The organism is Halobellus sp. (genome assembly GCF_042218505.1).
Taxonomy (GTDB): Archaea; Halobacteriota; Halobacteria; order Halobacteriales; family Haloferacaceae; genus Haloquadratum.
This window is the reverse complement of record NZ_JBDGQZ010000017.1, coordinates 30,920-44,330: the sequence shown is the minus strand read 5'-3', so window position 1 is coordinate 44,330 and position 13,411 is coordinate 30,920. Positions and strand designations below refer to the sequence as shown.

The 13,411-nt window shown below is 64.4% G+C and carries 17 protein-coding genes and 1 tRNA gene; 10 read left to right on the top strand and 8 right to left on the bottom strand.

Features of this window, described 5'->3' with window-relative positions; genetic code table 11:
* Positions 1-27: 27 nt before the first annotated feature.
* Together ABEI27_RS05060 and ABEI27_RS05055 are read right to left on the bottom strand one after the other, a co-directional pair.
* Positions 28-519, bottom strand: coding sequence for a hypothetical protein (locus tag ABEI27_RS05060; RefSeq protein WP_375798317.1), 492 nt, complete (start codon positions 517-519; stop codon positions 28-30).
* A gap of 158 nt (positions 520-677) precedes the next feature.
* Positions 678-749, bottom strand: a tRNA-Ala gene (locus tag ABEI27_RS05055).
* Positions 750-982: 233 nt separating this feature from the next.
* Here ABEI27_RS05055 and ABEI27_RS05050 point away from each other — a divergent pair.
* From ABEI27_RS05050 to ABEI27_RS05035, 4 genes are read left to right on the top strand one after another with little or no spacing between them, the layout of a single operon-like run.
* A complete protein-coding gene (locus tag ABEI27_RS05050; protein ID WP_375798316.1) occupies positions 983-1,450 on the top strand; it encodes a 30S ribosomal protein S15 in 468 nt (155 codons plus the stop codon).
* Between the two features lie 18 nt (positions 1,451-1,468).
* Positions 1,469-2,665 (top strand): hypothetical protein, encoded by a 1,197-nt coding sequence (locus ABEI27_RS05045; RefSeq protein ID WP_375798315.1) that lies wholly within the window; start codon positions 1,469-1,471, stop codon positions 2,663-2,665.
* Positions 2,662-3,009 carry a KEOPS complex subunit Pcc1 gene (locus tag ABEI27_RS05040; RefSeq protein WP_375798314.1) on the top strand — a complete coding sequence of 116 codons (348 nt, stop codon included), beginning with the start codon at positions 2,662-2,664 and terminating at the stop codon, positions 3,007-3,009. Before ABEI27_RS05045 ends, ABEI27_RS05040 begins: the two co-directional genes overlap by 4 nt.
* The gene (locus ABEI27_RS05035) at positions 3,002-3,649 is read left to right on the top strand and encodes a 30S ribosomal protein S3ae (protein WP_375798313.1); all 648 of its coding nucleotides are present in this window, start codon (positions 3,002-3,004) and stop codon (positions 3,647-3,649) included. Before ABEI27_RS05040 ends, ABEI27_RS05035 begins: the two co-directional genes overlap by 8 nt.
* Positions 3,650-3,719: 70 nt before the next feature.
* Here ABEI27_RS05035 and ABEI27_RS05030 read toward each other — a convergent pair whose 3' ends face one another.
* Positions 3,720-4,175, bottom strand: a complete 456-nt coding sequence (locus ABEI27_RS05030) for a plastocyanin/azurin family copper-binding protein (protein ID WP_375798312.1) — start codon at positions 4,173-4,175, stop codon at positions 3,720-3,722.
* A gap of 135 nt (positions 4,176-4,310) precedes the next feature.
* Here ABEI27_RS05030 and ABEI27_RS05025 point away from each other — a divergent pair, with 135 nt between their 5' ends.
* Positions 4,311-5,012, top strand: coding sequence for a protein sorting system archaetidylserine synthase (locus ABEI27_RS05025; protein WP_375798311.1), 702 nt, complete (start codon positions 4,311-4,313; stop codon positions 5,010-5,012).
* A 42-nt stretch (positions 5,013-5,054) separates the two neighbouring features.
* Here the strand turns inward: ABEI27_RS05025 and ABEI27_RS05020 are convergent, their stop codons facing one another.
* Entirely contained in the window at positions 5,055-5,330 is a 276-nt protein-coding gene (locus ABEI27_RS05020) for a hypothetical protein (protein WP_375798310.1), read from the bottom strand.
* A 116-nt stretch (positions 5,331-5,446) separates the two neighbouring features.
* On the opposite strand from ABEI27_RS05020, the gene ABEI27_RS05015 reads away from it, so the two are divergent.
* From ABEI27_RS05015 to ABEI27_RS05005, 3 genes are all read left to right on the top strand, one after another.
* Complete coding sequence (locus ABEI27_RS05015) at positions 5,447-5,764, top strand: DNA-binding protein (RefSeq protein WP_375798309.1); 318 nt, start codon at positions 5,447-5,449, stop codon at positions 5,762-5,764.
* Between the two features lie 117 nt (positions 5,765-5,881).
* Entirely contained in the window at positions 5,882-6,955 is a 1,074-nt protein-coding gene (locus ABEI27_RS05010; RefSeq protein WP_375798308.1) for a phytoene/squalene synthase family protein, read from the top strand.
* 77 nt (positions 6,956-7,032) lie between these two features.
* Positions 7,033-7,893: a heme-copper oxidase subunit III gene (locus ABEI27_RS05005; protein WP_375798307.1), complete on the top strand. Its 861-nt coding sequence runs from the start codon at positions 7,033-7,035 to the stop codon at positions 7,891-7,893.
* A gap of 186 nt (positions 7,894-8,079) precedes the next feature.
* On the opposite strand, the gene ABEI27_RS05000 is transcribed toward ABEI27_RS05005, so the two are convergent.
* The 4 genes from ABEI27_RS05000 to ABEI27_RS04985 are packed head-to-tail and all read right to left on the bottom strand — an operon-like array spanning position 8,080 to position 12,066.
* The gene (locus tag ABEI27_RS05000) at positions 8,080-9,099 is read right to left on the bottom strand and encodes an ABC transporter ATP-binding protein (RefSeq protein WP_375798306.1); all 1,020 of its coding nucleotides are present in this window, start codon (positions 9,097-9,099) and stop codon (positions 8,080-8,082) included.
* Between the two features lie 3 nt (positions 9,100-9,102).
* Positions 9,103-9,942: an ABC transporter permease gene (locus tag ABEI27_RS04995; protein WP_375798305.1), complete on the bottom strand. Its 840-nt coding sequence runs from the start codon at positions 9,940-9,942 to the stop codon at positions 9,103-9,105.
* Complete coding sequence (locus ABEI27_RS04990; RefSeq protein ID WP_375798304.1) at positions 9,942-10,865, bottom strand: ABC transporter permease; 924 nt, start codon at positions 10,863-10,865, stop codon at positions 9,942-9,944. The genes ABEI27_RS04995 and ABEI27_RS04990 overlap by 1 nt, the downstream gene beginning before the upstream one ends.
* A 1-nt stretch (position 10,866) precedes the next feature.
* Positions 10,867-12,066: an extracellular solute-binding protein gene (locus ABEI27_RS04985; RefSeq protein WP_375798303.1), complete on the bottom strand. Its 1,200-nt coding sequence runs from the start codon at positions 12,064-12,066 to the stop codon at positions 10,867-10,869.
* A gap of 217 nt (positions 12,067-12,283) precedes the next feature.
* On the opposite strand from ABEI27_RS04985, the gene ABEI27_RS04980 reads away from it, so the two are divergent.
* Both ABEI27_RS04980 and dph5 read left to right on the top strand, forming a co-directional pair.
* On the top strand, positions 12,284-12,499 hold the full coding sequence (locus ABEI27_RS04980) for a hypothetical protein (RefSeq protein WP_375798302.1): 216 nt from the start codon (positions 12,284-12,286) through the stop codon (positions 12,497-12,499).
* Between the two features lie 127 nt (positions 12,500-12,626).
* Complete coding sequence (gene dph5 / locus ABEI27_RS04975) at positions 12,627-13,406, top strand: diphthine synthase (protein WP_375798301.1); 780 nt, start codon at positions 12,627-12,629, stop codon at positions 13,404-13,406.
* Positions 13,407-13,411 lie beyond the last annotated feature (5 nt).

Below are 13,411 nucleotides of genomic sequence, written 5' to 3'. Positions count from 1 at the left end.
TGACGAAACTGGTGGCGTCCGTCCCGACTACCCCGACGACGTCGCCGTCGCTGTCTGCGTCTGCGCCTGCGACTGCGCCTGCTCGAACGTCGATTCGGGAAACAGCGCGGTCACCTGATCGAAGTACAGCGCCTCGATCAGCGCCGCTGCCGGCCCGTTGACCAGGACGATACCGAACTGGTCGACGCTGCCCTCGATCGAGATCCCGGCCTCAGTCGCCTGTGCTTCGAAGGCCGTGATCGCTTCCTGTCGGAGTTGACTCTGTGCTTCTCGGTACTGCTCTCGGGCCTCCGTCTGTGAGATATTCCCCGAATCGAGTTCCGAGCGGATCTCCGATTCGCGCTCCTGTAACTTCTGCTGGTCCGGCTCTACGGCGGCCGCTGCCGTCGAAGCGTCGCCGTTCGTAGCGGTACTGCCCTCTGTTTGTTCGGTCTGTCCCGTGTTACACCCGGCGAGCGTCGCAGCGGCCCCGACTCCGGTGAGTTCCAGAAACCGGCGGCGACCTGTATCGAACTCCATCATATGCGTTTCGGGCTTCGCTTTGGATAACCGTGGCGGAGTGCCCGCCGAAAGCGGCGCCCCAGATCGGTTATACAGAGTTGGGCTGGGTTGTATACGATTCCTTACCGAGGAAACACACGCTGCGGCGCTCACCGGCTACAGTTGCAGTAAAGCAGTGGACTCGGCGGGATTTGAACCCGCGGCCTTCCCCGTGCCAGGGGGATGATCTACCGCTGATCTACGAGCCCTCGCGTACGTCATCAGATACCCTGTTTCCGCTCTTAAGCGCTTCGACTCGTCGGGCGACGCCCGCGGGTCGCAACCCTTTTGTTACCGTCAGTGGTGAATAGAGACGGGAACAGCACGGCCGTAAATCTGACTCGCCGCGTGCTGCGGCTTGGGATTGCGGAAGTGCGATGCGGTCGAAACCGACCGCGTCATATCGCGTATTCTGCGGTCTGTGCCGTTCCAATCTACAACAATGGCACGAATGCACACCCGCCGCCGTGGTTCATCCGGTTCGGACAAGCCGGTGGCAGACGACCCCCCGGAGTGGAGCGACGTCGACCCCGACGACATCGAAGCGCACGTTGTCGAACTCGCAGAGCAGGGCCACGAGCCCAGCCAGATCGGGCTCAAACTCCGCGACGAAGGCGTGAAGGGCGTTCCGATCCCTGACGTCAAAGTCGCGACGGGCAAGAAGATCACCGCGATCCTCGAAGAGCACGACGCGAAGCCCGAGATTCCCGAAGACCTGCGAAGCCTGATGGAGCGTGCGGTTCGGCTCCGCCGCCACGTCAACGAGAATCAACAAGATATGCAGAACAAGCGCGCGCTGCAGAACACCGAGTCGAAGATCCGTCGCCTCGTTGACTACTACCGTGGCGACGAACTCGATGAGGACTTTACTTACACCTTCGACACCGCCGTCAACATCATCGAAGGGTAACGCGTCTCGCAACGCACGATGGCCTCCAGATCCGATCCCACGCCGGCCCCGGACGCCCCCGCTGAGAGCGTCGCATCGACGCTCCAGAGCGCAGGGTTCGTCCGCCTCCTCCCCGGCGCTGACGGGGACGCACTGGCCGCTGCAGGGCTGCTCGCGCGGGCACTCCGCTGCGTCGACGTCCCGTTCCAGGTGCGCGTCGATCCGCTCGGAGCCGACGCGCCGGCGACCGACGAAGGTGTCCTCGTCGCGATCAGCGCCGAACGCAGCGGCGCTGACGTGACGTTCGCGCCAACGGTCGGATCTGCCGCGACCTGCCGCGCCTACGAGGTGGCCTCGAAGGTAGCGGGCGAGGACCCCGATCCGGTGCTATCACTCGCCGGTGTCGTCGCCGCGGGTGCACACCCCGGATCGGTCGCCGAGACGATGCTCGATCGAGCCGAGGCCTCGGAGTCGGTCGATCGTCGCCCCGGCGTCGCGATCCCGACGGCGGACGTCGCCGACGGACTCGCCCACTCGACGCTCTTTCACGCGCCGGTCTCGGGCGATCCGGATGCCGTCGACGAGGCGATCGGATCGCTCGTGGCGGCCGGCGAGGCCGGCGAAGCGATCGGCACGGAACTCGCGTCGTTCGTCGCGCTCGCAGTGGCTGGCGACAGCGAGGCGACCGCCCGGGGCGCCGAGGCAGTCGAACGGGCGTTGCGTCCGTACGCGACGCCAGGGGGTCCGACGGCGACAGTCGGCGGCTTCGCCGACGTACTGAACGCCGCCGCCCGTGAGCGACCCGGAACGGCTGTCGCGCTCGCGCTCGGTCACGGAGCAACCGACGCCGCGCTCGACGCGTGGCGAACGCACGCTCGGATCGTCCATCAGGCCCTTCGAGCGTCCCACACCGGCCGCTACGACGGCGTCTTCGCCGTTCGGAGCGACGTCGGGACCGACGAGGATGCCCGCGTTGCCGGTCGGCTGGGAACGCTCGCCCGTCTAGCCCGCGACTTCCGCTCGCCGGAACCGTTCGTCGTCGCGCTCGGCGAGGGCGTCGCGGCGCTGTCGGCCGTCGAATCCGGTGCGTCCGACGCGGCCGAGACGATCGCCTCGGAATTTGTCGCCGGCGACCGCGCCGCGTGGACCGGGACGCCGACAGAGGCTGTGGTCCGCTTCGATCCGGTCGCGGCCGATGCCGACGTCATCGCCGCGATCAGGGAGGCGATCCGATGACCGGGAGCGACCCCGACACACCGACGGACGGGTCCGACTCGTCGCAGGTCGACGAGCGCGAGACGGCAGAACGCACAGACACGGAACCACAATCGGACGCGGCGCACACCCGTGCGTTGCGGACAGCCCGCCTGCGGACGACACACGCCGACGCCGAGACAGTGGCGGCGGCGCTCCGTCCGGACAACACCGACTCGATGGAGACCACCGCCGAGGGCGACGCCCTCGTGACGACGATCTCCCGCGAGACGACCGGCGGGTTGCAGTCCACGGTCGACGACACCGTGGTCAACCTGACGGTGGCCGACGCCATCGTCGACACTACCCAGACACACAATGAGTGAACGATCAGTCTCGAAGCAAAGAAGCGGAAAGCGATGGTACACCCTCATCGCGCCGGAACAGTTCGACCGGACAGAAATCGGTTCGACGTTCGCGGACGACCCCGAGAAAGTCTACGGCCGAACCGTCGAGGTCACCCTCGGCGACATCACCGGCGATCAGGGCGAAAACAACACGAAACTCACGTTCAAGGTGAACGACGTCGCCAGCGACGCGGCCTACACGGAGTTCATCAAACACGAACTCGCACGCGACTACGTCCGCAGCCTCGTTCGACGTGGGGCCTCGAAGGTCGACGTCGCGATCACGGTACTGACGACCGACGACTACCGGGTCCAACTCCAGCCGGTCGCCTTCACCACGAAGAAGGCCGACCGCAGCCAGGAGAAGGCGATCCGCCGGGTGATGATCGACCTCGTCAGGGAGGCCGCTGCCGAGCGGACGTTCGACGAACTAGTCGACAGCGTCATCGAAGGCCGACTCTCGTCGGCGATCTACGGCGAAGCCAAGACGATCTACCCGCTCCGCCGAGTCGAGGTCCAGAAACTCACCCTCGAAGCGCGGCCCGAAGAGGTCGCCGCCGAGGAGGAGGCCGCCGTCGATGTCGACGAAGAAGACGTCGCCGTCGGCGACGAGGCCTGATTCGGCTGTTCTGTCAGACAACCCCTATTTTGTGCGATGAAGCGACGGCGCGGGATCAGGAGCTACAGCCTCACTTTTCGACGACGATCCTCCCCACCATTCCGGCCTGCTCGTGCGGGATACAGAAGTACTGGTAGGTGCCGGGGACCTCGAAGGTGTGCGACCACGACTCGCCGCTGTCGATGATTCCACCGAACTCCGAGGTGAAGGCCTCTCTGGCGGCCGCCGTCGAGTCGTAGCCGCCGCTGGCGAAGAACGCCGCGTCCTCGGGGATTCCGGAACCGTACGCGGTGACGGTGTGGCCGCGCGAACTCGTGTTCTGCCAGACGACGCTCTCGCCGACGCTGATGATGATCTCTGGGGGGTTGAATGCGACCGCGGTCATCCCGACGTCGTAGTCGTTCGCCGCGCCGGCACCGGAACATCCGGCGAGACCGGCGACTGTCGCCGTCCCCAGTCCGGCTAGGACGTCTCGCCGGGAGAGCTGAGTCCGCTCTCGTTCGCCCGTCGCACGCCGTTCGCTCATAAGGAACTCTCGGGATCCGAGGGGTATATGTCGCGCGGTCTGGCGGCAGACGACTCGGTCCGCCCCCGCGCCGTGGACGTCGCGTCCTGCGACCGGATGTAAAGAGGTAAACCGATCCTCCGAGTCGTCGGCGGTATGAAGCCCCGGTTCGTGGGTCGGTTGGGTCTCGCCGACGCGGTCACGATCTCGAACGCCGCTCTGGGGTTCGTGGCCGCAATCGCCGCGACGGTCGACGTCGAACTCGCGGCCCGGATCCTCCTCCTGGCAGCGATCGCAGACGCGCTCGACGGGGTCGTCGCCCGTCGGCGCGGGGGGACAACAGTCGGCCCGTATCTCGACTCGCTGGCTGACGTCGCGTCCTTCGGCGTCGGGCCCGCGCTGTTGGTGGCGATGGCCGTCGCGGAGACGTGGGGGCTCGGAGCCCCCCACGGCATCGTCGCCGTGCTCGGATCGGCGCTGTTCGTCGCGACAGCGGTGACTCGGCTCGGTCTCTACACGGCGTATGACAGCGGCTCTGCCGAAACCGAGGGTGTCCAGACCACGCTCGCGGCGACCATCGTCGGCGCAACCGTGCTCGCGGGGTTCACGAGTCCGATCGTGCTCGTACCGCTCGTCTACCTGCTCGCCGCGCTGATGCTCGCGCCGATCACCTACCCGGACCTCCACGCGCAGGACGCGGTGGTGATGGGCATCGTTCAGGCTGCGGCGATCCTTCTCGGGGGGCAGATGGGCCGCCAACTGGTCGGCGCGATCGGCGAAGGATTCGCGTACGGACTGCTGTTTCTCGCGCTCTCGTATCTGTTTCTCGGGCCGCGGTTCTACTGGCGTCGCGACTGACTGCGGACGGTACCGCCCTCCGGTTCCGGCGGCCCTACCCGCTCACATCCCCATATCGGCCGCAGCCTCGGGCACCGGGAGGTCGTGCGGTGTCGCGTCGAGTAGTTCCGCGGCGTGATCCAGGGCCATATCGAACCCGTAGTACCGCTCCAGTTCGTCGCCGTCGGCGTCCGGGCGCACTTTCAGCATCGCGTACCCCTCTCGGTTCTGAGCGATAGCGGCCGTACTCCCGTCCGATTCGAAGGCCAGGACCCGCTCGGTCTCGGTCTCGCTGTAGTGTGCGGTGATTCCGTTTGCCGTCGTCTCGCGTTTCGTCATACCACCGCTTGGTCCGCGACACAGTCGAACTTACCGGTTCGGCGTGGGACGCTGGCGCATCCTCGCGATGCCCCGGAAGCGAAAGTGACGTACGAGTCGGGTTCAATGGCCCCACAATGGCGAGGTGGCTTCAGAGCGGCCGGCGTCGGGACCTGTGCGTTCTGCTCTACGACCAGGGACCGGTACGCGGACAGCAACTCAAGACCGCTCTCGAACGGCAGTACGACACCCGACTGGACCCACAGTCCTTTCACGGCAGTCTCGACGCACTGGTGGATCGTGGGCTGGTTGCCGTCGAGACCGAGGGCATCCACGACGTCTACCGGCTGACCGACGCAGGGGCCGAACGGGTGGAAGCACACTTCGCGTGGCTCACGGCGCGGGTCGATAGCGAATCCGAAAGCGGGGCGGATCCCACCGATGCGGGGGGGTGACCAGCCGCCAGCGAGCCGTTGGCCCGGATCTCCCTTTGAAAAGGGGGCGATCACGCCACCTCGCGTGCTTCCCCACGAAGTTTTTTAAGCCGCCCTTCGTAGTGAGTGACACTCCGAATGTCTCAGCAGGAAGAACGTCCCCGAGTCGACGAAGCCGACCTCCAGTGGTGTCACGAGTCGGTCCAGGGAGTTTCTCGCACTTTCGCGCTCACGGTGGACGTGCTCGACGAACCGATGTCGTCGTACATCTGTCTCGGGTATCTCGTCTGCCGGATCGCCGACACCGTCGAAGACGCATCGCACATTCCGCCAGCGGAACAAGCGGGGCTCCTCGATACGTACGACGACGTGCTCGACCCCGCAGACGACACTGCGGCCGACGCCTTCGCGACCGCCGTCGAACCGCACCTTCCCGAGGACGAACTGTCCGACGACTGGGCAGTCGTCCGCGATTCGCCGCGCGTCCTCCGGACGTTCAAGAGCCTTCCCGAGGACGTCCAGGAGGCGATCGTTCCGCCCGCCCGCGAACTGGTCCAGGGGATGGCGACGTTCGTCGAGCGGTACGAAAACGAGGGTGGACTCCGCATCCAGACTCGTAACGAACTCGAGGAGTACTGCTACTACGCGGCCGGCACCGTCGGCAACCTCATTACGAACCTCGTCACGCGCCACGACGTCGCCACCGATCGGCGACAGCGCCTCTACGACACCGCCGAGGAGTTCGGACTCCTGCTGCAACTGGTCAACATCTCGAAGGACGTCTACGACGACTACACCGCCGAAGACAACGTCTACCTTCCCGCCGAGTGGCTCCGAGATGCGGGCGTTCCACAGGAACAACTCGTCGACGACGACCACCGCGCCAGCACAGCATCGGTCGTTCGCCGGACCGCCGAGTTCGCCGGATCGTTCCTCGACGACGCACAGACGTACCTCGAGACCGTCCCGCTGCGCGACGGCAACACCCTCGAAGCGTGGGCGATCCCCTTCCTGCTCGCGGTAGGCACGCTCCGCGAACTCCTCTCGCGCCCCGAGGACGCGCTCTCTTCGACCGGTGTCAAAATCTCCCGCGAGGAGGTACTGGCAGTCGTGAGTGATATGAGCGGGGACCGTGACCGCGACGCGCTTGAGAAACTCCGTGAGGATATCGAGGCGGGTCCATATCATCGGACGCTGTCGAGTGCGGACTGAGACCGGTCGATCGACGGCCCTCGCAACACCGTGCGTTTTTGAGAGGCTTTTTAATCATCGGATCGAAAAGGTCGTCTATGGGTACCGAAGACGCACACGATGACCACGGACACCACCTCCCGGCGGTCGAGGACTGGCCCCGGGGGTTCGGTGAAGCCAGTTGGTGGCCGTTCGTCACAGCATTCGGTGCGGCCGGCGTCTACGTCGCGGCCGCACTGTACATCCTCGGCCGGGGCGACAGCGCGATCGTCGGCCCGCTGGTCGGTCCCGCCGCGCTGGTCGCGACGATCGGCATCTTTCTTGTCGGACTGTACGGCTGGACGTATCACGCGTTCGTCGTCAAGTTCTGGTCTCGGGACGCGAGCGCCCAGAGCGCGAACAAACTCCGCTGGGGAATGCTCGCGTTCCTCGGCTCCGAGTTGGCGACGTTCGGCGGCCTGTTCGGCTACTACTTCTACATCCGCACGGGCGATTGGGAATCGATCTTCGTCGGCATTCCGGAACTGACGGGGTCACTCGTCCTCATCAACACGACCCTGCTAGTGCTGTCGTCGGTCACGCTCCACTACGCACACATCGCCATCCGGAAGAACGAGCGACGCAAATTCATCGGCGGACTCGCGGCGACGCTCCTCCTCGGGGTCGTCTTCATCGGTGGGCAGGTCTACGAGTACTACGAGTTCATCATCCACGAGGGATTCACGATCACGTCGGGGTTCTTCGGGTCGGCGTTCTTCGGCCTCACGGGGCTACACGGACTGCACGTCAGCCTCGGTGCGGTGCTCCTCGGTATCGTGTTCGTGCGCGCCCTGCTGGGACAGTACTCGGCCGCACGCCACGTGTCCGTGAGCACGGCGTCGATGTACTGGCACTTCGTGGACGTCGTCTGGATCTTCCTCGTCGTCGTTCTCTACGTCGGTGCGGAAGTCGGCGCCTGAGCGCGCTGGTCCGCTTTTGCAGTTCCCACCCTGTCTCTGAGTCCCAATTATCCTGACTACACCGGTTGAAAACCCTCTGCGACACCGTTTCCTCACAGCACTCGTCGCCGCAGAGCGCCTCGGCCGGCGACGGCACGCAGCCTAAAAATTATCACTCGACGGAAACGGGCAGGCGCCGAACGCAGGTCACTGCGAGACGCGGTGGAGGTGTTCGGCATCGATGTCGAGTCTGATCCGATCACCAGCGGAGACGTTCTCGTGACGGCTCGCTTCGACGGTGACTTCGGTCCCATCGGTGAGCGTGGCAATCGCCTGGACCCGTTCTCCCAGGTAGAACACGTTCTCGACCTTGGCCTCGATGGGCCCCGTGCCGAGGCGGAAGTCGTCCGGACGGACCGCGAGCGTCGGTGACCCGGTACCGGGGAACTCCGGAGCGTCGATCTCCGCGAATCCGAAGTCGATCGCGCTATCGGTCACCGTCGCCGTGAGGAGGTTCGAGGTTCCGATGAAATTGGCGACGAACTCGTTGGCGGGCGACTCGTAGATCTCGGTGGGGGTACCCACCTGTTCGAGGACGCCGTCGTCCATCACGGCGATCTGATCGCACATCGACATCGCCTGCTCTTGATCGTGCGTGACGTAGAGTGTCGTCACCCCGAGTTCCTCGAGGAGGTCGCCCAGTTCCTTCCGGAGACTCTGCTTGAGTTTCGCGTCGAGTCCGGTCATCGGCTCGTCGAGCAACAGGAGTCGGGGTTCGATGGCCAGCGCCCGAGCGAGGCCGACCCGCTGCTGTTGCCCACCCGAGAGCGTCGTCGGATCGCGGTCGGCTAGTTCGGGGATATCGAGCAGTTCCAGCAGTTTCTGGGCGCGCCCGCGACGCTCGGTCTTACCGACGCCGTGCATCCGCGGCCCGAACGTGACGTTCTTCAACACGCTCATCGTGTCGAAGAGGGCGTACGACTGGAAGACGAGCCCAACGTTTCGGTTCTCCGGCGGAACGTGGGTGACGTCGTCGCCGTCGTAGGCGATCACGCCCTCGTTAGGCGTCTCGAAACCGGCCGTGAGTCTGAGCGTGGTGGTCTTTCCGCAGCCGCTCGGACCGACGATTCCCATCACCTCGCCGTCCTCGATGGTCAGCGAGAGGTCGTCGACGGCGGTGGTCGAATCGAAGCGTTTCGTGACGCGTTCGAGTGAAACGTCCGACATAACTTATGACTCCTGTCCGGTCGAACGGTGGCCGATCAACTGGAGGGCGATCGTCACGCCGGCGATGAGGAGGAAGAACACCGACACCGCCGCCGCAGCGTTGAGAAACGAACTGTTCGTGATGTTCTTGAAGAGAAACAGCGACAGCGGGGGGGTTCCCTTCGAGTAGACGATGTACGAGAAATTGAACTCCGCGGCTGCGAGCGTCCAGGAGATGATCGATCCGGCGATGATCCCGGTCCGCGCGCTGGGGACGATGACCGTCAGGAACGTCCGCGGCCAACTCGCCCCGAGACTCCGCGCGCTCTCTTCGATCTGCTGGAGATCCATCGATTCGAAGCTCGACTGGACGGCCATCACCATATACGGCGCTTTCAGCAGCGAGTAGCCGATGATCAGTGCGACCCCGGACGTCGAGAGTTTGGGATACGTCCGGAGGAAGGCGATCCCCAGAATGATGCCGGGAGCCAGCGGGAGAATCGCGAAGACGTTGAGTAGATCTCGGCCGGGGAACTCATAACGCGCGATGGCGTACGCTATGGGCACGCCTGCGACGAGGTTGATCACCACTCCGCCGAGGGCGAGTCCCACGCTGTAGAACAGCGAGGAACCGATCGACACGTCCGCGCCGATGTCGTTACCGAAGATCACGGCCTCCCAGTTCGCCGTCGTGACGACCCCCCGTGGGAGGACGCCCGCCCAGTTCGTGGCGAACGAACTCACGAAGGTGAGCACGACGGGGAGTGCGAGAAAGAGGACAGTCGCGATCAGGACTGCCGTCACTGCTCCGCGACCGAACCGGGCCGAGAGGCTCGCACCGCCGATACGGTCGGCTCCGGCCATCAGATGGTCACCTCCGCACTCGTGTATCGGAGCGAGAGCATCGTGAACGCGAAGACGAAGACGAACCAGACCGCCGCCATCGCCGACGCCTGCGCGATATTGAAGCCGTTGGCGAGTTCGCGGTTGATCTGCAGGGTCCAGACGAGCAGACTTTTCAGGATGAGAATGGTCCCGAAGATGGCCAGCGCCGTCCGGAACACCAGAATAAACGCGCCGATGAGCCCCGGTTTGATCTGTGGGAGCGTTACGTACCTGAACGTCTGCAGCGGCGTCGCCCCAAGACTCCGTGCGGCCTCCTCCGCGTCGGTGTTCACCTCCGCGTACGTCCCGCGAAGTAGCAGCATCGCCCGCGGGATCATCGAGTACAGATACGCGAAGAAGAGCCCGAGGACGCTCGTCGCGACCGCGAGACTGGAGGGCGCGCGCCCGCCGAGGAACGCGAGGACGTTCGTCAGCACGCCCGTGTTTCCGAAGAGGATGATGATCATAAACGCCGCCACGATCCCGGGGAGGCTGTTCGGGAACGACAGCACGGTCACCAGTACCTGTTCACCCGGAAGGTCGTACTTTTCGAGGGCGTGAGCGACCGGCACGGCTACAGAGATGGACGCCAGCGTCGTTACGATGGCGAACCAGAGCGAGTTGAACGCGACCTGCCGGTAGTATGGATCTGCGATCAGCCTCCGGTAGGAACTGAGCGTGAACCCTTCGGTGACGAACTGCGATTCGGAGACGCTGATCCGGAACATCTCGACGAGTGGGAAGAATCCCGAAAACGTTACCAGCAACAGGAACGGCACGCAGAGCGCAACGATTCGTCGGAGTTCGCGCTGTCGCTCCGAACGCGGCGCGATCAGTGTCTCGAAAAATCCGGTCACACGGCGTCGCGTCCGGGTGCCGAGCGTCTCGGCGTCAACGGACATCTTACAGATTTGCGCCGCGGGTGATCTCCTGGATGACCGACTCCTGCTTTTCCACGAGCGTCGCGTAGTCGACCTGGAACTGTGTCTCCTTGTAGCGACTCTGCGACGGGAACTCGGGTGGCATCTCCAGTTCCGGGGCCCGGATCGGACGGACGAAGGCGTCGAGGAACTTCCGCTGGCCCTCGAGTGAGAGCACGTAGTCCATAAAGAGCTTGCAGGCGCCCGGGTTCGGCGCGCCATTCAGCATCGCGTACCCGTACGGCTGATTGAACGCACCCTTGTTTCCGTTCTTCCCTTTGAGGAGGGCGAGTCCGACGTTTTCCTCGGGGAGGTCGGAGTTGTTGTACTTGAGGTCCAGTCCGGAGTAGTCATAGCGGATGAACGTCGCGTATTCGCCTTTCGTGAACTGCGCGAGGAAATTATCGGTGAACTCCGCGCCGCCCTGTTGAATCTGCTTGTAGTAGTCGATCACCGGCTGGAGATTGTCGAGGCTCCCGCCGCGGGCGTTGTTGATCGAGAGCGCGCAGGCCAGGCCGACGGCGGCCTGTGGCGTTTGGAGGGCCAGATCCTGCATAATCTCGGGCTTGAGCAGGTCCTCCCACGTCTTCGGCGGCTCGATGCCGCGCTCCTCGTAGATGTCTTTGCGGTAGGTGACCGCGGTGGTCATCCGTCGCGTCGCGGTACAGTGGCCGTTGTCCGTCTTGAGTTTCTCCGGGACTTTGTCCCAGTTTGCTGGCTTGTACGCCTGCGTCAGCCCGTCGTTCATCGCCTGCACCGCGAAGGTGTATCCGCCGTTGAACGCCGAATGCGTTGGATTCTGCGCGTGGGACCGAGCGTCCTTCAGCGCCTCGCCCGACGACCGATCGTCGTCGTTGAGTTGGACCCCGTACTGCTGCTTGAACTGCTTCATCAGGGCGGGCCAGTTCGACCAGCCGGACTGAACCGCGTACACGTAGAGCTTCTTCGGCGGCTCGGGGAAGTTGGCCGCGTTCACCGTCGTCTGATAGTCGCCGAATCCGACATCGTACGTCTTTGCGCTAGAGGTGGTCGTCGACTGACTCCCAGTGGTTTCTGTGGAACCGCTCGTGTCCGTCGCGGTGCTTCCGCCGCCACCACCACCTGAACAGCCAGCCAGTCCGCCTGCGAGCGCTGCGGCCGACCCCGCGAGGAGTCGGCGTCGAGAATAGTTCGAATCGTCCATATGGACACCAATATCAAGTAAAATTTCTCACTTGAATGTTGATATGTTACCTCTGATTGACGCTTATCGCTATGAAACGTAATGTGATTATATAGACAAACTTGCGCTATCATCTAGCTCGCCTATCCGAGCGCCGGCGTGTCGGCTCGGCAGTCGTAGCCTGTGGTCGCTCCGACGAACCAGACCTGTTTTTATCGTCCGTCGCCCGAAATGATTTATGAGCGACGAGTCAGACGACCCGACGGTGCCGATCGTGTGTGAGGCCTGCGAGACGACCTCGAGCGTTCCGCTCTCGGAACTCCGTGAGTCGCTCGACGCCCACAACGAGAAGCGCCACGACGGCGAAGAGATCGCGCAGGTCGATCCGGTGTTCGCCGACGCACTCGCAGACGCTGTCGCCGACGACCTCGGACTGCTGGATGAGGAGTCCTGAAACGTCGGCGATGTTGAGCGCGCCGCTGGGGGAATGGCTCTATTCCAGCAGCGTGTGAACCGGTTCGCCCCACCCACCCTACGAATGGTTTCGCGCGCTTTATCATCGCGGCCGCACAGATCAGCATATGCTCACCTTCATCGGTCTCGGACTGTACGACGAGCGCTCAATCACCGTCGAGGGTCGCGAGGCGCTCGCCAGCGCCAACCGGGCCGCTGCGGAGTTCTACACCAGCCACCTCGTCGGCGCGACAATCGACGAACTCGCATCGTACCACGACCTTGACATCGACGTCCGCGACCGGGCCGGCGTCGAGCAGGAACCGGACGACCTCCTCGGCGCCGCCGAAGACGAACACGTCGCCTTCCTCACCGCTGGCGATACGATGATCTCGACGACGCACGTCGACTTACGACTCCGCGCTATCGAGCGTGGGATCGAGACGCGCGTGATTCACGGCGTAACGGCCCAGACCGCTGCAAGCGGCCTCACCGGACTCCAGAACTACCGGTTCGGAAAGGCCGTCACGCTCCCGTTCCCGTACGCCCACGGCGCAGGCGGCGTCCCGCAGAGCGTCGTCGACTCCATCGAAGCGAACCGCGAGCGCGGCCTCCACACGCTCGTGTACCTCGACATCAAGGCCGAACGCGAGGAGTATATGACCGCCGACGTCGCGGCCGAGATGCTTGCCGACGGCTGGACGGACGCCCTCGGCGTTGCGGTCGCACGCGCCGGGAGTCCGGAACCGACTGTCGCGGCGGACCGGCTCTCCGTGCTCGCGGACCGGGAGTTCGGTGAACCGCTACACCTCCTCGTTATTCCCGGCGACCTCCATCACGTCGAGTCTGATGCGCTCGCGACGCTCGGCGGTGCTCCGGAGGACGTTCTCATCAAAAACGAAGTGTAGGGAAG

Excerpts from the sequence above, each read along its gene's own strand:
- ABEI27_RS05060 (WP_375798317.1), bottom strand. The coding sequence starts at position 519 with ATGGAGTTCGATACAGGTCGCCGCCGGTTTCTGGAACTCACCGGAGTC.
- ABEI27_RS05050 (WP_375798316.1), top strand. The coding sequence starts at position 983 with ATGGCACGAATGCACACCCGCCGCCGTGGTTCATCCGGTTCGGACAAG.
- ABEI27_RS05045 (WP_375798315.1), top strand. The coding sequence starts at position 1,469 with ATGGCCTCCAGATCCGATCCCACGCCGGCCCCGGACGCCCCCGCTGAG.
- ABEI27_RS05040 (WP_375798314.1), top strand. The coding sequence starts at position 2,662 with ATGACCGGGAGCGACCCCGACACACCGACGGACGGGTCCGACTCGTCG.
- ABEI27_RS05035 (WP_375798313.1), top strand. The coding sequence starts at position 3,002 with ATGAGTGAACGATCAGTCTCGAAGCAAAGAAGCGGAAAGCGATGGTAC.
- ABEI27_RS05030 (WP_375798312.1), bottom strand. The coding sequence starts at position 4,175 with ATGAGCGAACGGCGTGCGACGGGCGAACGAGAGCGGACTCAGCTCTCC.
- ABEI27_RS05025 (WP_375798311.1), top strand. The coding sequence starts at position 4,311 with ATGAAGCCCCGGTTCGTGGGTCGGTTGGGTCTCGCCGACGCGGTCACG.
- ABEI27_RS05020 (WP_375798310.1), bottom strand. The coding sequence starts at position 5,330 with ATGACGAAACGCGAGACGACGGCAAACGGAATCACCGCACACTACAGC.
- ABEI27_RS05015 (WP_375798309.1), top strand. The coding sequence starts at position 5,447 with ATGGCGAGGTGGCTTCAGAGCGGCCGGCGTCGGGACCTGTGCGTTCTG.
- ABEI27_RS05010 (WP_375798308.1), top strand. The coding sequence starts at position 5,882 with ATGTCTCAGCAGGAAGAACGTCCCCGAGTCGACGAAGCCGACCTCCAG.
- ABEI27_RS05005 (WP_375798307.1), top strand. The coding sequence starts at position 7,033 with ATGGGTACCGAAGACGCACACGATGACCACGGACACCACCTCCCGGCG.
- ABEI27_RS05000 (WP_375798306.1), bottom strand. The coding sequence starts at position 9,099 with ATGTCGGACGTTTCACTCGAACGCGTCACGAAACGCTTCGATTCGACC.
- ABEI27_RS04995 (WP_375798305.1), bottom strand. The coding sequence starts at position 9,942 with ATGGCCGGAGCCGACCGTATCGGCGGTGCGAGCCTCTCGGCCCGGTTC.
- ABEI27_RS04990 (WP_375798304.1), bottom strand. The coding sequence starts at position 10,865 with ATGTCCGTTGACGCCGAGACGCTCGGCACCCGGACGCGACGCCGTGTG.
- ABEI27_RS04985 (WP_375798303.1), bottom strand. The coding sequence starts at position 12,066 with ATGGACGATTCGAACTATTCTCGACGCCGACTCCTCGCGGGGTCGGCC.
- ABEI27_RS04980 (WP_375798302.1), top strand. The coding sequence starts at position 12,284 with ATGAGCGACGAGTCAGACGACCCGACGGTGCCGATCGTGTGTGAGGCC.
- dph5 (WP_375798301.1), top strand. The coding sequence starts at position 12,627 with ATGCTCACCTTCATCGGTCTCGGACTGTACGACGAGCGCTCAATCACC.